This is a genomic window from Vibrio sp. 1401 (genome assembly GCF_033340295.1).
Map to the genome: position 1 here is coordinate 78,664 of NZ_JAWOWF010000015.1, position 23,193 is coordinate 101,856.

Genomic DNA, 23,193 nt, shown 5'->3' on the forward strand with positions numbered 1-23,193 from the left:
TTCAAACCAAGTTATTCAGTATACACAACAGGCCAGACTTAATTTAGCTGCGCATTTTAGAAAGCCGACCTTCTGGTTGCAAGTATATTCAGATGGAAGTTTCTGCTTGAACCGTCCCTTCTGGCACTTTACGAAATTGGCTTAGTACAAGAACAAAGCAAGAAAGTAACGCAATAAACAAATAAAACACCCCAAGCTGCTGCTGATTCGTAACCCATGAGTCTACTAAGTACCCACCAAACAAACCTGCTAAACACATTTGAATAGAACCAGATAACGCAGAAACCGCGCCTGCCTGTTGCTTATGTGGCGAAAGTAGCAAACTGATCGATACTGGGAATGACATGCCTTGGGCAAAACTTAAACACGTGAATGCCGTCAGCAATGAAAATACACTGAAGGGGGTAACCAGCAACATGACGCCAGCAACAGAAACAATCGCGAAACTCATCAGCAAGATTTGCTGAGCTTTGTAACGAGCATTGATCAAATTCAGCACTAAGCTACCCGTCAGCAAACCAACTGATGGTATGATCATCAAAGAGCCGTAATCTGCCGCCGTTAATCCTAACTCTTGTTGCATTAAAAATGGATACAAGGAGAGAGTAACCAGAGCCGATAAATAACTAAGCCAGTTGTAACTCGCACTACCAATCACTTGTGTATTCGTTAACAGACGCAAATAGTTCGCGCTTACTTCGCCTACTTTAAATTTTCTCTTCGGATAAGGCAGCGTTTCTGGCAGCACCAATAAACCAAGTGTAAAAATTGCCATTAAGTAAATCAGCACAAACACGAAGACAGCATGCCAACTCAGGTGAAAAGCAATCCAGCCACCAAACAGCGGAGCAATAATTGGCATCACTGAAGCAGTGACTGAAATATAAGATAGCGCTTTGGTTAATTGCATACCGTCATAACTATCACGCAGTACTGACCGACCAAGTACCGAAGCGCTGCCCGCTCCTAGGCCTTGCAGTAACCGTCCCGCTTCAAGGGCAACAATGTTGTCCGAAAACGCGATGCAAATAACCGTACCAACTAGATATACACTTTGCCCCAAAATAAACACCGGCCGACGACCAATCGCATCAGACAATGGGCCGTAAAAAAGCTGAGAGATACCGAAGCCAACGAGAAATAGCGTGACGAGATTCTGAATCGAATGTTGCGGCAAATTCAAGTCATGACCAATCAACGGCAAAGAAGGAAGATAAATACTAACGCCAACTTGGCCTGTGGCAATGATCATCATCGCTAATAACAATGGTGTTTTACGCAAACGTTCCTCCTACTTTGTGACAGATTGATGGCAAACAGTGTATATTTGATACTCAAAGATGATAATCAGCTAAGTTGGAAAGGAATTAATTCCCAAGGAGATACAATGGACTGGATTCAAAGCGTGAAGAGTTATATTCGTGTGGTCGAAGAAGGTAGCTTTAATGCAGCAGCGCGGAAACTCAATACCACCAGCTCAGCTATCAGTAAGCGAGTTCAATGGCTAGAAGATAAAATTGGCGTTCAACTACTCAAACGTACGACCCGCTCAATTAGCCAAACTGAAGCTGGTGCGCTGTTTTATCAACGAGCAAAAAGTCAGCTTGATTCATGGCAATCGGTATTAGATGAAACTCGCTCAGTCAACCAATCACCAGCGGGGCTATTAAAAATTGGCGCGACACTGGCCGTTGGTTCCAAGTTTCTAGTTCATTATCTCGATGATTTTCTTGAGAAATATCCAGACATCACACTTCAATTAACAACAACGCTACCAGGCCAATTGCCAGAGCTAAGCTTAGACCTGTTTATTAGCCGGGAATTAGAGCAACTGAACTCTCTGAGTTTCAAAGCCACTGCGCTTTTCGAACATAAAGCCCAGTTTTACGCTGCGCCTAGTTACCTAAAAAAATATGGAACACCGCAATGCGTTGAGGATCTGACAGAGCATAATGTCCTGATTTGGGGAGAAAAACCCTCACGAGAAATCAAAACAAATCGAGGTAAGCGTATCAGCTTGTCCGGTAACTTTGCCACGACCAACCCAGAAGCGCTGTTTCATGGTGCCAAAAGAGGCATGGGTATTTTGATGACGAACAACGTCATGATCAAAGATGATCTCAAATCCGGCGCGTTAGTCCCTATCCTGCCCGATATCACAGCGGATAAAGCCACTGTATATGCCTACTATCCAAAGCTGGATTATCAGCATACCCGGACTAAGCTATTCCTCGATTATCTCAAATCACGATTAGAAGAGGAGAAGCGCGCCTAGCTTAGCGTTTTTATCGCTATACCTTTAAAAGGTTCAAGCATAAAAACATGAAAATAATGATTTGTTCGTTCACAAAATTTGAAAAATCTGCCTTAGTAACCGATAGTTTATTTGATGCATATCAAATAATAATTCGTCGTGTCTTACACGATATGTTAATAACAACGCTAGGTGAAATGCTCGATGGGTCAGGTACAAATCAGTTTCCACAAAATTGATGAGATATTGAAGCTAAACGGCACGGCTCAGCTAAACCGAGTCACGTTAGATATTCATCAACACTTGCAGAGCCATTGCACTTGCGTTGTAGAAGTTGCGCATCTTCAGCATTCGGCTCATACCATTTCCTTCGCCAGCAATGGAAAAATTACAGACAACCTAAGCTACCACCTTTCAGGCACCCCCTGTGAAAAAGTGGCGAAAGACATTGGCGAACATATTTTCTATCAAGACCAGGTATACAAGCGTTTTCCTGAAGATCAGATGTTTCAAGAAGATGGCATTCAAGCTTACATTGGCCTGCCATTGAAGACACAAAATGGCGAAGTTCTGGGAATTTTACTGTCTACCTTTACCCGAAGCATCCACGCGAAAGAAGCGCAAGATATCCTCGACTTCCACCGATTTTATGCCAATGTCATTATTCATAGCTTACGTGAAAAGTGGGTCAGTGAACGTTCAGATAAGCTTCTTAATCAGCTTAGCTATGAGGTATCGCATGATAACCTAACTGGACTGCTCAACCGTAGCTGTTTAGCTGATACCTTGGAGACATTAACGCAGCAAGCGACTCGTCCATTCAGTTTGGCGTATCTTGATATCGATAATTTCAAATCGATCAATGATATCAACGGAAACTATATCGGCGACCAAATCATTAAGTTCACAGCTAACGCCATTCAACAGAGCTTGTCGTCGCCAAACAATGCGTTCCGTGTTGCAGGAGATGAATTCGCCTTCATCACGTACGACGAAGATCCTGTCGCCGTGTGTCAGGAAGTACTCGACAAAATTGAAAGCGGCTACAGCGACAAATCTAACCGGATTTCTTTCACCGTTAGTATTGGTATTGCACGTGCCCCAGTACATATGTTGAACAGCGATGAGCTGATTTTGAATGCCAGTCTCGCTCTCAAAGATTGTAAAAAACACCGCGATACACGGATTCAGCATTACGACACACACCTTAGTGCGTTATACCACCGTAGGACGCAGCTTATTGAGGCAATGCGAATCCAGCTAAGTACTGATATACAAGACAGCGATGAGTTGTATGTAGTGGTTCAACCGATCGTCGATATCACGAGCGACCGCTGGAATTACTTTGAAATTTTGACTCGTTGGAATAGCAATATCTATGGAAATATCTCTCCAGCGGAGTTCATTGAAGCTGCCGAACAATCAGGCCTGATTATCGAGTTAGGTGAACGGATTATTGAACTCGCGTGTATCGCAAAGCAAGAACTCGAAGCGAACCTAGGCTATAAAGTCAAACTCTCCATCAATTGCTCAGCGTATGAGCTGGTTGATTCCAACCGTTATATTAATCACTTAACCAACATGGTTGAAAAGTATCAGCACGAAGCAAAAGACTTTGTTATAGAGCTCACCGAGACCGTCTTACTCTCACAAAGTGGCCGTGAACAGATGGTACTTAACTCGTTGCGATACTTGGGTTTTAAAGTCGCACTGGATGATTTTGGTACGGGATACTCAAGCTTGAACTATATACACAATTATCCGATTGATAGCATCAAAATCGATGCTACCTTTGTGCAGAACATGCTCTCAAATACAACCTCTGAACAAGTAGTGTTTTTGATAGCGCAATTGGCAGAGCTGCTCGATGTGGATTTGATTGCCGAAGGAGTAGAAGACGATAGAGCACTACAAAAGTTAATTGAAATGGGCTGCCACTACATCCAAGGTTATTTTTACTCTCGTCCACACAGTGTTGAAGAAATCGTACACCTGATAAATGAACGTGAAGTGCGGAGTGCCTAACGTACTGAACAGACTGCTGTCATAGAATTCAAATCTAGTTAATGCACAAAGTAAAAGAGACCAAGCTATGCTTAGTCTCTTTTTGTTTTTTGAGCGAAGTACTTTATTACAGCACTGCTTTCTCTTTATCGCGTAATAGTCTATCCATTTCATCTCTGTTCGCGACAAAAGTAGCCATCTCTTTCTTAGGAACAGAACTCGCCATTGGGATATTTGCTCGCATAGCGTTAACTGGACGGCCGTATTCAATCAACTCATAGTGAAGGTGTGGCCCAGTCACTCGACCTGTTTTACCAGAAAGACCGATACGCTGGCCTCGAGAAACCTTTTGCCCTTTCTTCACCAAAATCTTACTTAGGTGTAAGTAACGGGTTTTGTATTTGCTGCCGTGCTCAACAACCACGTAGTTACCCGCATAAGGGTGTTTACGAGTCATGATCACTGTACCATCACCAGTAGAAACGACTGGTGTACCGGTTGGTACAGCAAAGTCAGTGCCGTTGTGCGGCGCAACACGCCCCGTTACTGGATGTAAACGATTAGGGTTGAAGCCAGAACTGATACGCCAACGACTACTTACAGGGTAACGCTGGAATGCGCGCTGTAAGCTTTCACCTTTGGCATTGTAGAATTGACCATCAGTATGAAGGTAAGCGGTGATCTCGCGGCCGCGATTATAAATCTTAATCGCCTCAATTTCGTTCTTACCTGTTGGTACACCATTGATGCTTTGTGAGCGACGAACAACTTCAAATCGATCACCTGCACGAAGATCACGTCCAAAGTTAAGTTGCTCTTTGAGTAAGCTTACGACTTGACTCACTTCCGCCGACGTTAAACCTAAACGACTCGCAGAAGAAGAAAAACTGCCTTGAATAACGCCAACTAAAGGTTCTTGGCTCCACACGCCAGGAATGGAAATATCAGTAAAGTCATAGCTACCATCACTATTCAGCTTGTAGACCACTTTATCTGCAATAGAAAATTGCAGTTCCATTTTCGCTAACTCGCCTGTCGCATCATCACGCCAGAAACGGAGCGTATTGCCCGGCTTAAGTGTATCAAGTGCCAAGTAGTTCAAATCCGTTTCCATTACTTTCATTAACGAGCTGTAACCGAAACCGAGCTGACTAAAAATAGTGCTTAGGTTGTCACCTGCTTGGATTTGATATTCGAAGTTCGGGGGAGTGACAACTTCGGCAGTTGTCGCATCAAGAATTTTTTCAACGACCTGAGATTCAGGTAGGTTCAATGCGATGGTTTTGGTTAAAGATGACTCTTTGAGAGAGTGAGAAACACCAATCGCAACTAAAACTGGCAAGGAGTATAACAGCAGCGCTCTACGACTTGTCAGATTCGGCAACCGTCTTGTAATTTCATTTGTAGACACGGGAATTACTATCTCCTTTCAAACAAGGCTCATAGCTTATGCATTCCCGAATAAGAAATCACTAGGAAATTTCGAGATCTAGCGCAGAAAATACTGAATTTTTACAGAACTCAAAAAAAATTCATCACTGTTGCATATGTAAGTTATTCCCTACACGCTGTAATGTGGATGAATTGAATTGATTTGGCGTGTCTGCCATTGCTTGATCGTCACCGTGCGCTAAATATGAAAGCGTGATAGTTGTATCACTTTTCCATTCGAGCTGAGTAAATTTCACGCGGTCACCAACAAAAATACTGTCTAAAAGTACAACTCGGCTCGGCACGGGGTCAAACTTGAACAAGCCAACATAGTTAAACGAACCGCTACCTTGTGTCGTTACAATCATCGGTGCAACAACCCATGAAACACCTTCAATCTCACGCTGACTAATCGACGCAGTTGGGACAAGTACCTGACCTTTTGTCGCACCTGCATCATAGTCACCGATCAAATAGCCGTTTTCTTTATCCCACTCATCAAGAAAAGTGACCGCACCCTGCTCGGGTACTTGGATCGTCCAAGGGTTACGTGCAGTGATGCCAAGCGTCTCTTGCACAATAACGTTAGTTTCTACTTCTGTTTGAGGAAACTTAGCCATGATCTCGTCATCAGACAAACTAAAACGATAAACACCTGCGATCACAACCACAACTAATAAAACGATTGGAATAAGTAGAATAAGTGGTATCGGCAGGATTTTTTTGTGAGTCATGAAGACTTCCTTGTTTAAAGGTATAAACGAAAAGCGAGTATACCATTGTATACCCAAATGATTTCACCTCTTCAAGTGTTTCAAAATTAAACTAAACTGATTGTATCCAAATAGTTTCAAGTCCAGAGCTCATAACGAGCCAGTGACATAAGCTCTGTGCTCTAGGTCTATTGGTGTATTGGGACAAATAGGTAATCACGATGACAAAAACCATTCATACATGCGAGTGCGCCTGCGGTTTAGTTGAGATCCGTTGTAAGGGAGAGCCCACCCACACGTCTGTCTGCCATTGCTTCGAATGCCAAAAACGAACTGGCAGTGTTTTTGGGGTACAAGCTCGCTTTGAAAAAGAGCACGTCACTTTAAACGGTGAAGTCACTAGCTATACCCGAATTGGCGATGATGGCAGTGAGGTTCAGTATGACTTTTGTCCATCCTGCGGCACGACAATGAGGTTGTTCGTTTCTGCATACCCGGAAATCATGATCATTCCCGTCGGTCTATTTACCGATAAAGAGTTCCACCAACCTACCGTTTCAGTCTATGAACAAATGAAACACGGGTGGGTGAGTTTCGAATGCACAACGGAACACATCTGCTAGCGAGCAATCCGCGTTCACGTATTTACTTTGGCTCGGACAAACGACCTATAAGTGAGATTTTTTTGAGAATGATCAATCGAGTTTTACTGTAAAGGGTTTCGTAACTCGGTGTGAGCGTTATAATCGGCTCCTAATATTTGGTTGGGGTTTATTGTGATTTCCAGACTTCCTCGTTGGGTGGAATATGGCGCGTTTCTACTAGCTCTTCTCGCGGGCTGCGTCAACGCCGTTGGTCTTCTCGGCTTTCAACACCAAGCGATAACTCATCTTTCGGGAACCGTAACTCAGCTAGGGAACAGCTTGCTAACAGGTGTGGATAGCTCCATTCACCTGCTCTTCATCGTATTTAGCTTTTTGATTGGCGCTGCCTTTAGCGGCTTTTTTATTGAAAGCAGTGCGTTAAAACTAGGGCGAAGATATGGTGTTGCACTGTGCATAGAAGGGAGCTTGCTCTTACTCAGCTTGGGCTTTTTGGTGCAAGGGGATTTGTACGGCCAATATCTAGCATCAGCAGCATGTGGATTACAAAACGCAATGATCACCACGTTTAGCGGCGCAGTAGTCAGAACCACACATATGACCGGAATCATCACCGATCTAGGGATTATGATTGGAGAGAGCTTGAGAGGTCGTCAATTTGACCGACGTAAAGCAAAATTATTCCTATTCATTTTCTTTGGCTTTTTGTTTGGCGGCGTCGCGGGAGCGGCTCTATTTACGGTATATGGTTTATATACGCTGGTTTTCCCAGCAATATTGGCTTTTTCTACAGCTCTGATTTACTGGAGTTACCTATACATACTTAGCCGTCAACAAAAAGCATAAAATTTCGATCCGATTGAAGCGACATACTTCAATCGGATTTGGCTCAATAGGTTCACACTGCAACGGTACAAGAAACGCTGAACGGTATTTTGACACCACTAAAAACCTTAGAATAGATAAGGCTAACTGAATTTCTGGCAAAGAAGTTAGTTAGATCAAAATCACATTTGTTTACCATTTTATTATTCCAGTCACAATGCGCCCCATAATTCACTGCGCAATTCGCCCCTCGTGCTACAATTTTCTAACACAAGCAACATATTCGCATACACTTAGACGTTATTTGACCAATTACCCGACAAATCGGCTGAATAACTAGATGTATTTAATGAATAGTATTGCAATGGATGCAGTTTGCGGGTACCCTCCGCAAAACTGTGATTAAATACGGATGTTTAGTGAATATTTATGTCATGGAAATGGCAAGTATTGACTAGTAGTAACACGAGACAACTATGCATAACACCACTAATGCTACTGAAGCTCCTAAGGGCAACTTTTGGATGTTTTTCATCCCTTCCCTAATTGGTCTTCTACTCTTTATGGCTCCGATCTCTTACGATGGTGGCCTAACCATTCCCGTTGCCGTGATGGCAAAAGTCATCCCAGCGGTGTTAGGCGATACCTTGATTGCTATCGTCACCAGTATCATCGCTTTCATGGCCGTTGCTTCTGTTCTTTGCAAAATTTTTAAGCCAGCTGCAATTTTACGTAATGGTTTTTTAAACGGTCTCTTCAACCCATCTCCACTTTGGCTCGTTGTTCGTTTAATCGGCGGCGCTGCCGTGTTAATGACGTTTTTCCAAGTGGGTCCAAAAGCAATTTGGGAAGAAAACACTGGCGGGCTTGTTCTTACTGGTCTCCTACCTACTCTGTTTGCCGTTTTCATTTTCGCGGGTTTACTGCTTCCGCTTCTTTTGAACTTCGGTCTTCTGGAGCTATTTGGTGCGTTACTCAGTAAAATAATGCGTCCGGTATTCAACCTACCTGGCCGCAGTGCAATTGACTGTATGGCATCTTGGTTAGGCGACGGAAGTGTTGGTATCTTGCTAACCAGCAAGCAATACGAAAATAAGTTCTATACTCAGCGTGAAGCGGCTGTTGTCGGGACCACTTTCTCAGCAGTATCGATCACGTTTAGCTTAGTTGTTATCGCTCAGGTAAAACTAGAGCACTTATTTTTGCCTTTCTACGGCGCTATCTGTCTAGCTGGTATCGTAGCTGCGATTATCATTCCTCGCCTGCCTCCGCTTAGTCTGAAGAAAGATCGCTACATTGACGGCAGCAACCCAGATAAAGACGCAGATGCAGTGCCAGAAGGCCACACCACATTCTCTTGGGGTATGGATCTAGCTCTTAAGCGTGCTGGTCAAGTCACATCGGTTCAGTCTGTATTTAAAGAAGGCGTACACAACGCAGTCGACATGGTATTTGGCGTACTACCTGTAGTTATGGGTCTTGGTACCGTCGCATTGGTGATTGCAGAATACACGCCTGTATTTGCAATTCTGGGTCAACCGTTTATCCCATACCTAGAGCTACTGCAAGTCCCTGAAGCTGTTGCAGCATCACAGACAATAGTTGTTGGCTTTGCAGATATGTTTATTCCAGCAATTTTAGCGGCCTCAATCGATAACGAAATGACACGTTTTGTTATTGCAGCAATGTCAGTAACTCAGCTTATCTACATGTCGGAAGTAGGTGCCCTACTGTTAGGCAGCAAAATTCCAGTAAACATTGTAGAGCTCTTCGTAATTTTCATTTTACGTACGTTAATCACGTTACCTGTGATTGCTGGCGTTGCTCATCTTATTTTCTAAAATCGAGACGTCAATTAACAAAGGCTCCGCATCGTCGGGGCCTTTTTTATACCTAAAACTCCGTCCACATTAGGCTTTTAGTAAAAAGCTCATAATTTACAAAGACAAAACTTCAACAAAACACCTTTCAGCACCAACAAAATTTTCATCACCTCACCTGTAAAGCCAGTTAATGCCACTGTTTGTTAAGCAATTCTTTTCATTATGACAATTTCACTAATCGAGCTCGCAAACATGATCACACTCACAAGTTTTAACGTAAATTGTCGGTTTGTTTAAATTTAGTTAAAAAAGACGACAAATGAGTTCATGTTTTTGACAAAGATGTCGATAAAAATATAACCAAACACAATAGGTTTCTCTTTATGCCCAATTCGCTCGGTTTAAAAGAGGCGAAAGCAAAGTGGAACCAACCGGGAGAATCAGAGGAAAGCTCATGAAATTCAGACATAAGGTTGTCACAGCCTCTTCATTTTTGCTGCTAATTACCGTGTCGTTATTGTCGACACAACAAGTTATGACCATCCGCTCCCAAACTCAGGAGCAAATCGACTCAAGTGTAAACGAGATATTGACCAGTGTTGGTAACACTGTGCAATCAGAAATGAATGCAAAGAAGGATCTCGCTCGCTCCATTACTGAAGTGATTGAGCTTGATCCCAGTTCACATAGCTATGTTCAAAACATACTTGAAAGACCGACGCCAAAAAGCAGCTTCCTTGCCATCGGTTTTGGTTATGAAAGTAATGGCTTTGTGATTGAAAATGACGACGGCTGGGATGCGGGTCCAGACTACGACCCACGTCGGCGTCCTTGGTTTATTGCAGCTAAGAGCAAAGGCGATTTGGTCGTAACCGATCCGTACGTCGATGCGTCTTCGAAAAACGTTATCATCTCTGTTGGTACGCCAGTAAAAGAAAATGGCCAGTTTTTAGCCGGTATGTTTTATGACCTCGAATTAACTACCCTTTCTGATCTGGTCAACCAAGTGAATCTGTTTGATGCTGGTTACTTATTTCTGATCACCGCTGATGGCACAACTATTGCTCACCCTCAAAGTAAGTATAACGGCGAGAAGGTCGGTAGCTACCTCCCGCAAATCGAACTTACGCAATCAGCACAACATGTTGAGATTGATGGCAACCGCTACATGGTTAACCTGACTCACATTCCTGGCGAGAACTGGTACGTAGGTTCGGTGATCGATGAAGCTGTTGCCTATTCTGCCGTAGGAGAGCTTCGTAACAACGCTATTATTTATTCAATCATTGCCGTGATTGCATCTATTATCGCCCTAACTCTGTTGATTCGCACTCTCATGCGTCCTTTGGACACGCTAAACAATGCGATTAAAGATGTAGCATCAGGGAAAGGCGACCTTACACAACGCCTCGAAACAGATACTGACCAAGAGTTTTCTGAGCTTGCCACAAACTTCAATACGTTCATGGAGAACTTACAACAGCAAATCATTGAGTCGAAACGTATTTCTGATCAAATTTTAAACGGAACTCAAATCACCGCTGAGGGCGCAAAAGACTCGGCAGGCGCAATTCACACTCAGCTGCAAGAGCTAGAACAACTTGCTACCGCGATGCATGAGATGTCTGTCACCGCGACAGAGGTTGCTAATAATGCGCAAGGTGCGGCAAGTGCAGCTAAAGAAGCCGACCAAGCAACGGTTGAGGGGTCTTCTATCGTTGGTGAATCGACACAAACGATAAACATGCTTTCCGATAGCATTGACCTTGCAGTCGAAGAAGTACAAGTGTTGGAATCTGCTACCGCCAATATCGAAACGATTCTAAAAGTCATCAACGATATTGCGGACCAAACAAACTTACTCGCGTTGAATGCCGCAATCGAGGCTGCACGTGCGGGAGAATCTGGCCGAGGCTTCGCCGTTGTTGCAGATGAAGTACGTACACTGGCACAACGTACTCAAGAGTCGACAACAGAGATTCGTACTATGATTGAGCAACTACAATCTGGCGCTTCATCTGTGGCAAATGCCATGCATCAAAGCAAAGGTAGTGCTATAGAGGCCGTTGAAAAAGCGGGTTTAGCAAATAGTGCGTTACAACGCATTCGTGATGCGATTCAGCGTATTTCCGATATGAACTTGCAAATTGCCTCAGCAGCGGAAGAGCAAAGCCTCGTCGCTGAAGAGATCAACAACAATACGGTGAATATTAAAGACCTATCGACTCAAGTCGCCGAATCGGCAAATCGAACCAACGACGCGATGCAGGCGCAACAAGAAGATGTACATAAACAAGATCAAATCTTAAATAGATTTACTGTCTAACACTCATTTAAGCAAAAACAGCGAGCACCGGCTCGCTGTTTTTGTTTTTAACCCTCTACCCTAGTGTTGGTCGATGTTACATGTGCCATGTTGGTGCTATTAAGCTCAACATTACAAGAACGCCGACTATGTGTCCTTTCAAGTTTAATTGAGCTCGACATGGATATAGCGATCATTAGAACGACGATAATAGCGGTCGTCCACTTTTAGATAAGTGAAATCTCCAATCTTTATGTAGGTACTATTCCGAGGAATTCGGTCATGGTAATAGTAACTGCGCCTTGGTCGTCTGGTCTCCACATAAATAACGTCACGATGTTTGTGTTTATGCTTGTGCTTGCGCTTGTGTTTATGATGGTGGTGATGCGCATGATGGTGATCGTACCCGTACCGATGTCCATGCTTATGCTTCGGGTCAGCCACCGCTTCTGTACTCAACACACCTAAAGACAACATAACGCCAACCATGGCAAAAGATAATTGCTTTGACACAACAGAGCCTCTTATTCATATCAACATTGATATAATAGGAGGGTGAATCACTGTACATGTCAGCCTTTCGCTAAGGAGTTTTACTAAAAAGTCAGCGCTAACCGTGATTATCAGAGAAACGTCAAACATCACAAATGCTGATGACTTTGAGTGGCCTGGGTTCGGCTATGAATACAAAAAAGCCGCCCGTTTGAATACGAGCGACTCAGTTTTTAAATAAGCTAGCGTGGTTTTATACTGCTTGGGCAAACAGCAAGAAACAGCCGAATAGGAAGATCATGCTCATTCCCATTGCGCCGCCACCAGCTTCATAAATATTGTCATCTTCTACCGGCACTCGGCGCACTTTCATGGTCATTGATAATGGGACAAAGACCGCGAGAAACACAAGAATAATCCCCGCGTAGCTGAGAATAGCTAGGAAGTGTTCTGGCGCAAATACAGCACCTAATAGTGGTAGCACAAAAGTAGTAACAAAAATCACTGGCTTACTTGCTTTCAGTAGGTCTGCATTTTGATCGTATAGCGCCATTGCAACACCTAAGAACGACGTTAGTAGTGCCAAACCAGTAAACATGGATAGGATGAACTCTAAGCCCTCGTATTGCTGACCTAGTACCGAGATCAACTCTGTTACGTTGGAGTATTGAACAAGCTCATGAGGTGGTAGATTGCCGACAACCGCTAACAACCATAATAGGTAACAAACAAGCGGAATAGTTGAGCCCACGATAATCATATTACGCAGCTGTGTTTTACTCGCTTCTTTGTTGTAAGTTACAAGCGATGGGATCACGACCATAAAACCGAAACTGGTGAAAAGCACCGAACTGGTTTTGATAAGTGCCATTTTATCGTCGCTCACAACCTCATCAAGTCCTTCAAACGAGACGCTTGGTGCAAGCGCAAAAAGTGTCAGGATCAGCGCTACGATCATGCCTAGGAACAAACCGCGATTCAGCTTATCTACTACCCCTGTACCTGCCGAAACAATGATACCAACTAAAAGAGTAAAACCGACTTGGCTTGAGATCGTAGATGTTGGAAGCCCAAATGAGGCTGTTACTTTTTGTACGAGATCACCCGCACCAATGATGTAAGCCATTAATAGACAAACTAACAGGGCGTAAAGCAAGCTGTTGGTTACCAACTGGCCTCCTTTACCAAGCGTTTCGCGAGCAATTGCATTCATGCTCACACCACCACCTACTTTACAACTGGCTTCAAGAAGGAGCAGCGCAGCATAAGTCGTTCCAGCCCAGATGAACAACATAAGAAGAGTGCCCCAAAGGAGGCCAAATTGAGCAAGCACCATTGGTATAGCAAGCATACCAGCGCCAAGAGCAGTACCTGCAACGATCAGGGAGCTGCCGACAAGTTTTAGGTTCACGGTTAATACCTCTAAATTCAATCCGTTAATTTCTCGCCAGTTGTGCTTTATCTAAAGCACACAACAAAACGCTCCGACTTAGTCAAAATTTGGTTACAAGAGCACTATGTTACAAGAGCCCTGTATGGCTAAGAAAACATGCAACAAAAGGTGGTTAATCATTTGCACATGAACACTTGAGAGTCATTTTTGGCGATGTCATCGCTGATGAAATGTGCGCAACTTTGGGTTCGAAGCAAAATTGTTCATCTTAATTCATCAACCCCATTCGTTATGAATGGATTTGGTTCGAAAAGATTGTAAGGCATAAGCAGGACGATTGAAAAGCAAAAGGTCAATCTTATAGCGATATATTTTAACAACTCTTATCTTTTACCTAAGATGTGTTGTTTTTTTCGTCACTAATTAGTCTTTTATCGCTAAAAGAGAAGGAAGAACGTGCTCAATGGCTCAATTTGGCTGGGTGTACAGATTAATTTACAGTTTAAGTGAAGGTGTTAGATTCCAAGGACGTAGCCTAGATCGGACAATATCGCTATTATTCGCTGCGTACCGACACTGTTCGGTTCACATACCTCTAAACACTGATTTACGGTTCGAAAATATAGGTAAATGAGTGTCCGAATGCTGGGTGTGGTTCCCCAGCATTTGCATCCTTTCTTTTAGATGTCATCAATTGATCGAAATTGCATAAATCTTGTATCGCCCGACTTTACGATTGTGTTAATACGCTTTATCTAGCGCGCCAATGATATAAGTTAACACTGGAATACCCATATCGGCGACCTGCTTCTCAGTCTCACTCATGTTTTCATGCGCCATCCGCAGCTCTACTTCACTTATCGATTCTTTGTGAAGGTAAAGCTCTTTGTAGTTCATCAATCGCTGTTGTGACTGTTGAATCAGTGTCACAACATTCTCTTTAGTCTCACGATGTTGCTGATCAATTTCACTAAATAAATGATCTAAAATGCGTTGCATTTTGCGAATAGAAGCTTTCGTTTCTATTGATTTGTATGATTGATACTTTTCCATTGAGTTAATAACTGACTAAAATATTTACGTTTTTATAAGACAGTTATTTTTATACTGATTGCAAAGCAGGTAAATATGTAGTGGTTAAACTGGTCCACTTCTTGCTCCGTTTAGGTCAAAACTGTCCTTTCAGGAGAGCACATGCAGGTAGACCCTATAATTCAAGCACTGATCGCAAGACGAAAATCGAATGGCCTCTCCCGTGAGCAAATGGCAAACATCGCTGGAATGAGCGTAAAAACATATCAAAGGATCGAGCGCGGAGAGTCCGATCTTAAACTCTCACAATATCGTGCCATATTGCGTTCGCTTCATTTGACTGACCTAGATATTGCTTTAGATGTACGTGATGTTCAGCATGTCACAGCAAATGACTTAACGGCCGTGGCGCGATTGCTCTCACCGGAAGCTCAGTCCCTGCTCGTTCGCCTGTTATCGTTAATCCTTGAACAAAAGAACAAGAAAGGTGATTAACGACATTACTCATACCCAAACGATGAATGCCCTGTTGAGCGTTGAAACATGAATCGTTTAGACAAGAATAAAACTCGTCAAATGACGAGCTTTATTCTTTATATCAGTCCGTTACTCTAGGCTTTTCAATTCCGATGTATCAACGCCTTTTATTGCATCTTTCGCCACTTTATCAGGATCAAAGACATCACGTTCTTCATATGAATTATCAATCATGCCTTGTCCTATCGCGGTCGCCTGCTTTTGTAACTTGTTACCCTCTACCTCACCAGCATCCCAGCCTTGTCGATAATCTGAGTCGGTTTGATACCTTGTTTCGTCCTTAATATAGTGTTCAAAATCATTCCCTGCCTCTTGCATACCACTATGCCGACCGTCATGAAAGCCTTGGATATAAGCTTCATCATAACCGCTCTCTTTTAACGCGCTGTCACTCGTACCACAGCCTGAGAGGAGAACAAAAAATAGCGAAACGAATACCTTATGAAACATATTTAGGCCTCAAAGCTTTCAAATAAATTAATCATAGTTCGCGATTTCAACTTCTGCTTACTTCAGGCTATTAGATAGCTTTGTGACTCGACGAAGCCTGTGAACTTGGAGTACAAAGCTGGACAAAGCATCACACCTACTGATAAACATTATACTCAACGCGCGTTTAATACTTCCATCGCAAGTGCTTCATCATCTTGCTCAGCCAAACCGCTAATGCCAATTGCACCGACGATTTTCCCCTCTTGTTCTATAGGCACACCACCCATAAAGCCTGTGATCTTCGGGTCAGTCCAATAACTCAACTGCTTACCCGTCTCACGAGCCCAAGCACCCAGATTGCCGCTAGGCTGACGGTCTCTAGCCGAGGTGTAAGCTTTGTTCTGTGCCAATAAACCTGCTTGCACACTCACATCATCCATTCGGGTAAAACCGAGCAATTCTCCATGTGTATCAACCACGGCAACCGCAATGTTTTGCTTGCGAGCAGTCGCAATTTCCAATGCCGTTTGAATTAGAGTTTGAACTTGTACGTATTTCATTTTTCTCTCCTACGGGATCTCATGACCAAGGGTTTTCTCGAACAAGCCATACCAATGGCTACGTGATAACGTGACGTTCTCTACTTGAGCACAAGCGCGAATACGCTGTGGGTTTGCAGTACCAATAACAGGCTGAATTTGGTTTGGATGACGCGTCAAGAAGGCTAAAACAATCGCCTCAGACGACACGCCATATTCAGCTGCTAGCGCCATCACCATCTCCGCCGTCTGCCTGGTGTTGTGATCATCAGAATGTAAGCCTCGCTCTGAGAATCTTCCTTGCGCCATACTGCCCCACGCTTGCAGTTGGATATTATGCTTACGGGCATGTTCCAATGTTCCCGCAACGTAGTCAGATGCCGACGAAGGAAGCCCCATGCCTTGCTTGATAAAGTCAGACTTAGCCAGACTCATTTCCAACTGGTTCGCCACAACAATTTCGCCCGTTGCTTGTTGAAGAAGATCAATTTGAGCACTGTTCATGTTAGAAACACCGAAGTGGTTAACTTTGCCAGCTTGTTTCAGTGCTTGGAGCGCTGTGCCCAGTTCTTCAAATTCAACCAGAGGATCAGGACGATGCAGCATCAAAACATCAAGGTTTTCCACGCCAAGGCGCTCAAGAATGCCCTCAACAGAAGCCGTCACCCATTTGGCAGAGAAGTCATACTGCTTAACACCTTGCTCATCTCCTAGACGGATGCCGCACTTGGATTGCAGATAAATTCGCTCTCGTAAGGTTGAGTCATTGGCTAAGATGCACCCAAACACTTCTTCTGCCTTACCGAATTTGTAGATATCCGCATGATCAAAGAGATTGATGCCAACCTCTAATGCAGCCTCGACAGCGGCATAAGCTTGGTTTTCATCTTGGGCGGTTAATGGGTTGCGATTCCACTCCCCTCCAAGTCCCATACAGCCGAAGACCAAGCGGCTAACGTTAGGTAAGGTTTTGGCGAGCGGTAGTGTTGGATTGTTCATCGTTATTCTCACTTTTCCGATTTCTGCATCTTCAATTTCTTAAGTTAACTCTAACCATCTTACCGTTCGTAAAAATTAGTTTAATACCGTAAAATCGAATTCATTATCCTCGCTACCGAACAATTAAAGCGAACAATAAAGACGAGCAATCAAGATGGCAGATTATAAGAGAATCGAAAAACTGATGCTGTTTGCTGAAGTGGCTCAAACACTCAACTTTTCTAGAGCAGCAGAGCAACTTGGTATCTCTAAAAGTTACCTGTCGGAACAAATCAAGCGATTGGAATCGGAACTCGCCACGCCTTTGATTGTTCGAACCACACGCAGCGTGAGATTGACGGCAGAAGGTGAATCGATCTTTGCACAAGCGGAAGATCTCAAACGCCGCGTAATGGAAATGGAAAAGAGTTTAAGTCAGCAATCTGAGCAAGTAGACGGTCTGATTCGTCTTACTGCTCCCAAGATGTTTGCCGAAGCGGTGCTGCATGATTTGTGTGTGGCGTTTCGCGCTTTACATCCAAACGTAGAGTTCGAGATTCTTTCTAGCTATCAAGCGTTTAATCTGACGGAAACCAGCGTCGACTTTGCGTTTCGAGCAACAAGAACGCCGCCCGAGAATATGATTGCGCATCACCTTTTGGACTACCACCACTGGCTGGTTGCCTCACCTCTGTATCTGCAAGAAGAAGGTACGCCAGAGACGTTAGCGGATTTAAAACAGCATCAATGCTTAACCACACTGCATCAAAAAGAGTGGCCGTTAAAAACGGGAACAGTTCAAACCCAAGGTTGGCTTTCAAGCAATGAAAACCGCTTACTCAAAGAATCAGCCCTGTCTGGCAATGGCATTGCTCGGTTAGCAAGTTACTTTGTCGAACAAGACGTTGAGCACGGCTGTCTAGTGCAGGTTCTATCGGAAGAAACTGACCACCAGCACAACGCGGTTTACTTGGTGTACCCACAACTTATCTATCAATCGGCGAAAACCAGAGCCTTCATTGAATTTGTGAAGCAGCACTTTGCTCAATAACTAAAGCAGTTAATCCGCCGACCACACCGAGCGAATATCTGGCCAACCCCAGTTAGTAAGAGCGACGTCTTCTAAAACACCTTGGAAACGCAAAGTTTGTGTATGGTGGAACATGGGTGCAATCCAATACTCGCTGATCAACGTCGATGCAATTGGCTCCAATGCATTAAGGTAATCCTCAAGTGGAACGAAAGATCTGACTCTCTGTAGTTGTTCATCTAACCATTTTGCGTTCTTTTCTCCCAAAGTGTGGAATAGCACAGCGTTGCTGAAGAAGTTCGTGAACGCAGAGGCATGACGATTATCATCTAGGTTTATGTTCGTTACGACCATTGTCTCATTTAGCTCACCGTTCTTAGCCTTCTCGTTCAGCTCACGGTAGGAATACATAACAATTTCTACTTTACTGCCAACACTCGCCAAACGATTAGAAATAGCCCGCGCACAGCGACGCAACGCGGTATAGTTATATCCTGCTATCGTAATGTGTTTAGGTAACTTAAGCGGCTCACTGAACGGACGGAGCACTGGCTTCCAACCTGGTAGCAGGTTATAAGCGGGTATACTCCCAAATACAATATTCTCGCGGCGCATCACTTCGGCCAAGCGCTCAGGTTGAATTAGCTCACTAATATAACGGCGCTGCGCTAAAGAGAGTTTGTGCTTAGCGTGCTGATTAAATAAGGCGAATAAGCAACCATCTTCTATTCGACTACGCTTGCTCGCCGATGAGTTTTCTCGGTTTTGCGTCGACATATAGTGTCCACACAAATCCTCCTCGGGCGAAGTATCCCTTTGCAACGTATTTGCTGCCAATGACGGGTTCTCCATTTGCTCGTCATTAACAATCCAGATAGTCACCAAATCCGTTAGAACTCTACATGCATAGTAACCATTAAATGCTTGCAGTTTTAAACGACTTTCATTGTGCTCGACAACAGAGAATGGGCCACTTCCGACCACCAGCTTGTTATTCGCTACGTTAACTTGGCTTACTGGTTGAATGCCGTATTTCACACCAGAAATAAGTCCAGCAAAGCCCAAGTCAGCTCGATTAAGCTTAAAAACAACTTTCAATGGCGTTGGCGCAGTAATGTTAGCAACATGTGCCAACTCTTTTTCGTAGTACTGTAATGAACTCAACTTTGCAAACAAGCTAACCACTGTTTCTGCATCAATGGAATTACCATTATGAAAAGTCAGACCTGGACGAAGGTAGAAAGTCCATTCGTAGGTGTCTTCGTCATAACGCCAGTGATGTGCGAGTTCTGGTTGCACTTTCCCATTGTTATCACTCGAAACTAAGCAACAATAGATTTGCCTTAATAAGAAACGTTCGCTGCTACGCTGAAGTTGATGTGGAACGACGCGCTCAAACATTCGCTTATAGGTTAATTGAATATTGAGCTGTCCTTCTTGAACAGAAGCACCAGACGTTGTTTTTAACAAACGGCCAAATGCCATTTCGTCTTCATCTAATATCGCCAGTGCTTTTTCATACTTGCCTAGCTTGATACGTTCAAGAGCCAAGCTCTCTTTTAAAACGTCTAACTCCATATTCAGAATAAGAGTCGATCGTTGGTTCCGCCCAGCTTTCGGGTGCCAGCTCAACCACGCCTTCTGCTGCATCTGCGTTAGCAGGCTACGAGCATGCCGAGAAGAAGTGAACATGATGTCGGCAATGTCCTGTAACGTGGTTTTTGTTTCATCACCAACACTAAACGAGAGTAATCGTTGGTAATAGCGAAACAAATTGAGATCAGACACTGAATCAACCTTAGATCTGTGAAGTTTGTGGATAGGAATAGTTTACTTAAGTTGGCGGTAATAAAATAAGAAAACTTCCTAATTATCTGTTCCCCTTTTCCACAATTAACCTCCAAATTCGGCTTTAAAGCCCCAGATATTTACGTTATTAGGAATAAAGTCAACAAAAGCACTCTCTTTTTTATCTCCCCTTTTATACGCATAATTTACTCGTCAGCGTAAAGGAGGAAGAAATGAAGAAGCCAATGATGGCGTACTTTTTTCAGCAACGCCTAGCTCAATCGAGTAATAAAATAGAAGTGATGACTCTGGTTTATCTTAACGATATGTTCCAGTGGTCATAGCCTAACCTCAAGCAGAACTTAGCTCCTGATACTACACCCCCACTTCGTTGTATCTTAAGTTCTGCTTTTTCATCTTTTGCACTCTACTACCTTATTGCAGGTTACTAAAAGTTAACTAGTTGAAACACCGCAAAACAGAGTCTACATTGAAGTCTCATCCCCCAATCGCTTTGTTGAGAAAGGGGCATTCATGGATATACACCACCAATTCGGGAGTCAATATGGCAACTTCAGTGAAACTTAAAGCGGGCGACAGCTTCCCTCATCTTCAAGCCACTTTGCTAGATGGTTCAAGCGTAACGTTGGGTCAGCCGCAAGGTGATGCGACTTGGCAAGCAGTATTCGTTTATCGTGGTAAACACTGCCCTCTTTGTACTAAGTACCTCAACGAGCTTGAGAGTTACAAACAGGCTTTCGCTGATGCTGGCGTCGATATTCTTGCCGTTTCTGGCGATTCAAAAGCACAGCTAGAGGGGCATCTAGAGAAGCTCGAAATCAGCTTCCCTATCGCTTACGGCCTGACCGAAGAACAAATGAAAACGCTAGGCTTGTATGTATCTATTCCTCGATCTGAACAGGAAACCGATCATAATTTCGCAGAACCAGGTCTGTTTGTGGTGAATGAACACGGCGACTTACACGTGGTGGATATTTCAAACAACCCGTTTGTTCGCCCTGAGCTTGGCGCGCTATCACGCGGATTGGCATGGATTCGCGATCCAAACAATAACTACCCTATCCGTGGCACATTGGATTACTAATATCTTCTACACCCAAGTAAACTTTCTATCCTTAAATAAGCTAGGATTCTTGCCTCAGTGAGAATAACTTGGAATGCATATCAGATCCGTGAGATCTGATATGTATCAACAAGTTGGAAATAGAGTCCTTGTTCATTATACAACGCCTTGATGAAAAACGAGATCAGTGAAGCTCAGGCTCCCCTCAAACGACGTTAAGTATTTACTTCTAAGTCACTTTCACGATAAATACATGAAATTAAGACTAAAAACTTAGACTTAACGGATATATAAATCATAACGGTATCTACACAAGTAGTTGGCTAGCGATTATTATCCTATTGCAGCTCACAATTGTGCAATTCTAATAATTCATACCATAAATGAAAACATAGATACCGTAAGAGACAAAATAAAAGCAAACGATTAAATTATCAATAAAACACCGTTCAATTAAAAATAAAAATTTTCACTTTATATAAATATAATTAATCGTTATTTGCAATCACACATCTTAATTGAGAAATACAGTATGAATAAAATCTCTTTGCTTTATATGGCCGTTTGTATCGGATTAGTTGGATGCGGTTCAGGAGGAAGCGACAACGATCCAGCAAAAGATATACATCCCACCATTTCAAATCCGGAACAAGTCAACGCAATGACGGTGGACAAAGGTCATTTCTATTGTTCTGTAAACCAACAAAAACTGGAACACGGAGGGACATCTGCAAGCATGTCCTACCTGGTTGAAAAGAAAAGAAATTCTACGGTTGTCGACGATTATGAATGTACCGAATACGGTTTAAAGAAAGGTGAGTCAATTATCGTCACTAAAAGTGCAATTGAAAACTTTTCATACTCAAAACATTATAAAAGCACGAAGAAGAATGACATTAATGGGTTTAAAATCATCTACCCTACAGGGCTTACGACTCCGATTAATAAAGATTATGAAAAAATTACGATCACGTATAATACGGAGAGACCTGACGTTAACATTAAGATAATTCAATATTTTGACGAAAAGTCTAAATTATATACCATCAAAAAATATGAAAACCACGTTAACGACAAATCACCAATAGGTTTAGTTGAGAAAGAGGAATTCGATAAATATTCCGATTTTGAAAAGAAACTGGAATTAAATAGTGCTTTTTTAAATTCAACTGAAGTGAGTGATTTATTCTACAACTTATTAAGTATGATAAAATAATAACTAAAAATCAAAAACTTAAAAAGTACGATTATTCTCAAGTAGCCTCGATATGCCTGACTCGAAAGAGTACGTTGTTTTACGAAACAAATTACGATTTAAATGAAGCACATCTAAGTTACTTGGGTATAAACGGCGATGTATTGTTAATCAGCTTTCAAAAGAGAGTAACGTTTGCGATTAACTACTTTGGTCTTAACGAAGCTCAATTTGATGCTTTTCAGACCAAATTCGCAAATCATCAAGAATCTTAAGTGCGGTACGGCCGAACTCTGTTAGTTCATAGCTTACGGCAATTGGGCGGTCGCTGATCACTTTGCGCACCACCATACCTTCCGCTTCTAGCTCTTTAAGGCGTTGGTCGATCATCTTTTTACTTGCACCGCCTAGCATGCGTGCTAAGTCATTGAAACGAACTGGGCCGTCTTTCAAATGATAAATCAGAGAACCTTTCCATTTACCACCAATTAGACGCATCCCTTTCTCGATAGCACATGGCTCCGCACATACGTTCGCCACTGACTTACGACCTTTGCTATCTACACTGATTCTGCTTTCCACAATACACCTCAAGATACGCACCTAATCTAGGTAACGAAAAGTAAGCTAGATACATTTAGTGCTTTAGAGTAATAAAACCGAGATTCCGCAGCCAATTTAGGAATAAACTGCTTCATACAGAACACCAAGAAGCTTAAGCAGCCGAGTCTGATGC

The 23,193-nt window shown here is 43.1% G+C and carries 21 protein-coding genes; 10 read left to right on the plus strand and 11 right to left on the minus strand.

Translation table 11 applies throughout. The features are described 5' to 3' along the window. Window positions 1-88: 88 nt before the first annotated feature. Window positions 89-1,282, minus strand: a complete 1,194-nt coding sequence (locus R7Z77_RS10175) for a multidrug effflux MFS transporter (RefSeq protein ID WP_064354587.1) — start codon at window positions 1,280-1,282, stop codon at window positions 89-91. A gap of 105 nt (window positions 1,283-1,387) precedes the next feature. Here R7Z77_RS10175 and R7Z77_RS10180 point away from each other — a divergent pair, with 105 nt between their 5' ends. Further along, entirely contained in the window at window positions 1,388-2,275 is an 888-nt protein-coding gene (locus R7Z77_RS10180) for a LysR family transcriptional regulator (protein ID WP_017635852.1), read from the plus strand. A gap of 183 nt (window positions 2,276-2,458) precedes the next feature. Beyond that, complete coding sequence (locus R7Z77_RS10185) at window positions 2,459-4,279, plus strand: putative bifunctional diguanylate cyclase/phosphodiesterase (RefSeq protein ID WP_005375494.1); 1,821 nt, start codon at window positions 2,459-2,461, stop codon at window positions 4,277-4,279. A gap of 106 nt (window positions 4,280-4,385) precedes the next feature. Here R7Z77_RS10185 and R7Z77_RS10190 read toward each other — a convergent pair whose 3' ends face one another. Both R7Z77_RS10190 and R7Z77_RS10195 read right to left on the minus strand, forming a co-directional pair. Next, window positions 4,386-5,669 carry a peptidoglycan DD-metalloendopeptidase family protein gene (locus tag R7Z77_RS10190; protein WP_025768471.1) on the minus strand — a complete coding sequence of 428 codons (1,284 nt, stop codon included), beginning with the start codon at window positions 5,667-5,669 and terminating at the stop codon, window positions 4,386-4,388. Between the two features lie 124 nt (window positions 5,670-5,793). Further along, the gene (locus R7Z77_RS10195; protein WP_017635850.1) at window positions 5,794-6,423 is read right to left on the minus strand and encodes a hypothetical protein; all 630 of its coding nucleotides are present in this window, start codon (window positions 6,421-6,423) and stop codon (window positions 5,794-5,796) included. Between the two features lie 200 nt (window positions 6,424-6,623). Here R7Z77_RS10195 and R7Z77_RS10200 point away from each other — a divergent pair, with 200 nt between their 5' ends. The 4 genes from R7Z77_RS10200 to R7Z77_RS10215 all read left to right on the plus strand — a co-directional run bounded on the left by R7Z77_RS10200 (window position 6,624) and on the right by R7Z77_RS10215 (window position 11,978). Continuing rightward, entirely contained in the window at window positions 6,624-7,025 is a 402-nt protein-coding gene (locus R7Z77_RS10200; RefSeq protein WP_017635849.1) for a GFA family protein, read from the plus strand. A gap of 153 nt (window positions 7,026-7,178) precedes the next feature. Further along, complete coding sequence (locus tag R7Z77_RS10205; protein WP_005375484.1) at window positions 7,179-7,850, plus strand: YoaK family protein; 672 nt, start codon at window positions 7,179-7,181, stop codon at window positions 7,848-7,850. Window positions 7,851-8,305: 455 nt separating this feature from the next. Beyond that, window positions 8,306-9,670 carry a YjiH family protein gene (locus tag R7Z77_RS10210; protein WP_017635848.1) on the plus strand — a complete coding sequence of 455 codons (1,365 nt, stop codon included), beginning with the start codon at window positions 8,306-8,308 and terminating at the stop codon, window positions 9,668-9,670. 436 nt (window positions 9,671-10,106) lie between these two features. Further along, the gene (locus R7Z77_RS10215) at window positions 10,107-11,978 is read left to right on the plus strand and encodes a methyl-accepting chemotaxis protein (protein WP_064354586.1); all 1,872 of its coding nucleotides are present in this window, start codon (window positions 10,107-10,109) and stop codon (window positions 11,976-11,978) included. A 144-nt stretch (window positions 11,979-12,122) separates the two neighbouring features. Here R7Z77_RS10215 and R7Z77_RS10220 read toward each other — a convergent pair whose 3' ends face one another. The 3 genes from R7Z77_RS10220 to R7Z77_RS10230 all read right to left on the minus strand — a co-directional run bounded on the left by R7Z77_RS10220 (window position 12,123) and on the right by R7Z77_RS10230 (window position 14,895). After that, window positions 12,123-12,470 (minus strand): hypothetical protein, encoded by a 348-nt coding sequence (locus tag R7Z77_RS10220; RefSeq protein WP_080996664.1) that lies wholly within the window; start codon window positions 12,468-12,470, stop codon window positions 12,123-12,125. A 232-nt stretch (window positions 12,471-12,702) separates the two neighbouring features. Beyond that, window positions 12,703-13,860 (minus strand): amino acid permease, encoded by a 1,158-nt coding sequence (locus R7Z77_RS10225; RefSeq protein WP_053303777.1) that lies wholly within the window; start codon window positions 13,858-13,860, stop codon window positions 12,703-12,705. Between the two features lie 723 nt (window positions 13,861-14,583). After that, window positions 14,584-14,895, minus strand: a complete 312-nt coding sequence (locus R7Z77_RS10230) for a hypothetical protein (protein WP_005375472.1) — start codon at window positions 14,893-14,895, stop codon at window positions 14,584-14,586. A gap of 141 nt (window positions 14,896-15,036) precedes the next feature. Here R7Z77_RS10230 and R7Z77_RS10235 point away from each other — a divergent pair, with 141 nt between their 5' ends. After that, window positions 15,037-15,369 (plus strand): helix-turn-helix transcriptional regulator, encoded by a 333-nt coding sequence (locus R7Z77_RS10235; protein ID WP_005375470.1) that lies wholly within the window; start codon window positions 15,037-15,039, stop codon window positions 15,367-15,369. A 111-nt stretch (window positions 15,370-15,480) separates the two neighbouring features. Here the strand turns inward: R7Z77_RS10235 and R7Z77_RS10240 are convergent, their stop codons facing one another. The 3 genes from R7Z77_RS10240 to R7Z77_RS10250 all read right to left on the minus strand — a co-directional run bounded on the left by R7Z77_RS10240 (window position 15,481) and on the right by R7Z77_RS10250 (window position 17,381). Beyond that, complete coding sequence (locus R7Z77_RS10240) at window positions 15,481-15,861, minus strand: hypothetical protein (RefSeq protein WP_005375467.1); 381 nt, start codon at window positions 15,859-15,861, stop codon at window positions 15,481-15,483. A 155-nt stretch (window positions 15,862-16,016) separates the two neighbouring features. Continuing rightward, a complete protein-coding gene (locus tag R7Z77_RS10245) occupies window positions 16,017-16,403 on the minus strand; it encodes a GlcG/HbpS family heme-binding protein (protein WP_064354585.1) in 387 nt (128 codons plus the stop codon). A gap of 9 nt (window positions 16,404-16,412) precedes the next feature. Next, window positions 16,413-17,381, minus strand: a complete 969-nt coding sequence (locus tag R7Z77_RS10250; protein ID WP_064354584.1) for an aldo/keto reductase family oxidoreductase — start codon at window positions 17,379-17,381, stop codon at window positions 16,413-16,415. Between the two features lie 154 nt (window positions 17,382-17,535). On the opposite strand from R7Z77_RS10250, the gene R7Z77_RS10255 reads away from it, so the two are divergent. After that, window positions 17,536-18,411 carry a LysR family transcriptional regulator gene (locus tag R7Z77_RS10255; RefSeq protein WP_064354583.1) on the plus strand — a complete coding sequence of 292 codons (876 nt, stop codon included), beginning with the start codon at window positions 17,536-17,538 and terminating at the stop codon, window positions 18,409-18,411. A gap of 9 nt (window positions 18,412-18,420) precedes the next feature. On the opposite strand, the gene R7Z77_RS10260 is transcribed toward R7Z77_RS10255, so the two are convergent. Continuing rightward, window positions 18,421-20,178, minus strand: a complete 1,758-nt coding sequence (locus tag R7Z77_RS10260) for an SgrR family transcriptional regulator (protein ID WP_064354582.1) — start codon at window positions 20,176-20,178, stop codon at window positions 18,421-18,423. A 565-nt stretch (window positions 20,179-20,743) separates the two neighbouring features. Here R7Z77_RS10260 and R7Z77_RS10265 point away from each other — a divergent pair. Both R7Z77_RS10265 and R7Z77_RS10270 read left to right on the plus strand, forming a co-directional pair. Further along, the gene (locus R7Z77_RS10265) at window positions 20,744-21,283 is read left to right on the plus strand and encodes a redoxin domain-containing protein (RefSeq protein WP_005385152.1); all 540 of its coding nucleotides are present in this window, start codon (window positions 20,744-20,746) and stop codon (window positions 21,281-21,283) included. A gap of 511 nt (window positions 21,284-21,794) precedes the next feature. After that, window positions 21,795-22,478 (plus strand): hypothetical protein, encoded by a 684-nt coding sequence (locus R7Z77_RS10270; protein ID WP_064354581.1) that lies wholly within the window; start codon window positions 21,795-21,797, stop codon window positions 22,476-22,478. A gap of 195 nt (window positions 22,479-22,673) precedes the next feature. Here the strand turns inward: R7Z77_RS10270 and R7Z77_RS10275 are convergent, their stop codons facing one another. Then, window positions 22,674-23,039: a winged helix-turn-helix transcriptional regulator gene (locus R7Z77_RS10275; RefSeq protein WP_005375456.1), complete on the minus strand. Its 366-nt coding sequence runs from the start codon at window positions 23,037-23,039 to the stop codon at window positions 22,674-22,676. Window positions 23,040-23,193: the final 154 nt, after the last annotated feature.

What these genes read in the sequence shown, in the direction of transcription:
- R7Z77_RS10250 (WP_064354584.1), bottom strand. Translation starts at nt 17,381, where the DNA reads ATGAACAATCCAACACTACCGCTCGCCAAAACCTTACCTAACGTTAGC.
- R7Z77_RS10240 (WP_005375467.1), bottom strand. Translation starts at nt 15,861, where the DNA reads ATGTTTCATAAGGTATTCGTTTCGCTATTTTTTGTTCTCCTCTCAGGC.
- R7Z77_RS10265 (WP_005385152.1), top strand. Translation starts at nt 20,744, where the DNA reads ATGGCAACTTCAGTGAAACTTAAAGCGGGCGACAGCTTCCCTCATCTT.
- R7Z77_RS10245 (WP_064354585.1), bottom strand. Translation starts at nt 16,403, where the DNA reads ATGAAATACGTACAAGTTCAAACTCTAATTCAAACGGCATTGGAAATT.
- R7Z77_RS10235 (WP_005375470.1), top strand. Translation starts at nt 15,037, where the DNA reads ATGCAGGTAGACCCTATAATTCAAGCACTGATCGCAAGACGAAAATCG.
- R7Z77_RS10210 (WP_017635848.1), top strand. Translation starts at nt 8,306, where the DNA reads ATGCATAACACCACTAATGCTACTGAAGCTCCTAAGGGCAACTTTTGG.
- R7Z77_RS10195 (WP_017635850.1), bottom strand. Translation starts at nt 6,423, where the DNA reads ATGACTCACAAAAAAATCCTGCCGATACCACTTATTCTACTTATTCCA.
- R7Z77_RS10215 (WP_064354586.1), top strand. Translation starts at nt 10,107, where the DNA reads ATGAAATTCAGACATAAGGTTGTCACAGCCTCTTCATTTTTGCTGCTA.
- R7Z77_RS10270 (WP_064354581.1), top strand. Translation starts at nt 21,795, where the DNA reads ATGAATAAAATCTCTTTGCTTTATATGGCCGTTTGTATCGGATTAGTT.
- R7Z77_RS10185 (WP_005375494.1), top strand. Translation starts at nt 2,459, where the DNA reads ATGGGTCAGGTACAAATCAGTTTCCACAAAATTGATGAGATATTGAAG.
- R7Z77_RS10180 (WP_017635852.1), top strand. Translation starts at nt 1,388, where the DNA reads ATGGACTGGATTCAAAGCGTGAAGAGTTATATTCGTGTGGTCGAAGAA.
- R7Z77_RS10255 (WP_064354583.1), top strand. Translation starts at nt 17,536, where the DNA reads ATGGCAGATTATAAGAGAATCGAAAAACTGATGCTGTTTGCTGAAGTG.
- R7Z77_RS10230 (WP_005375472.1), bottom strand. Translation starts at nt 14,895, where the DNA reads ATGGAAAAGTATCAATCATACAAATCAATAGAAACGAAAGCTTCTATT.
- R7Z77_RS10200 (WP_017635849.1), top strand. Translation starts at nt 6,624, where the DNA reads ATGACAAAAACCATTCATACATGCGAGTGCGCCTGCGGTTTAGTTGAG.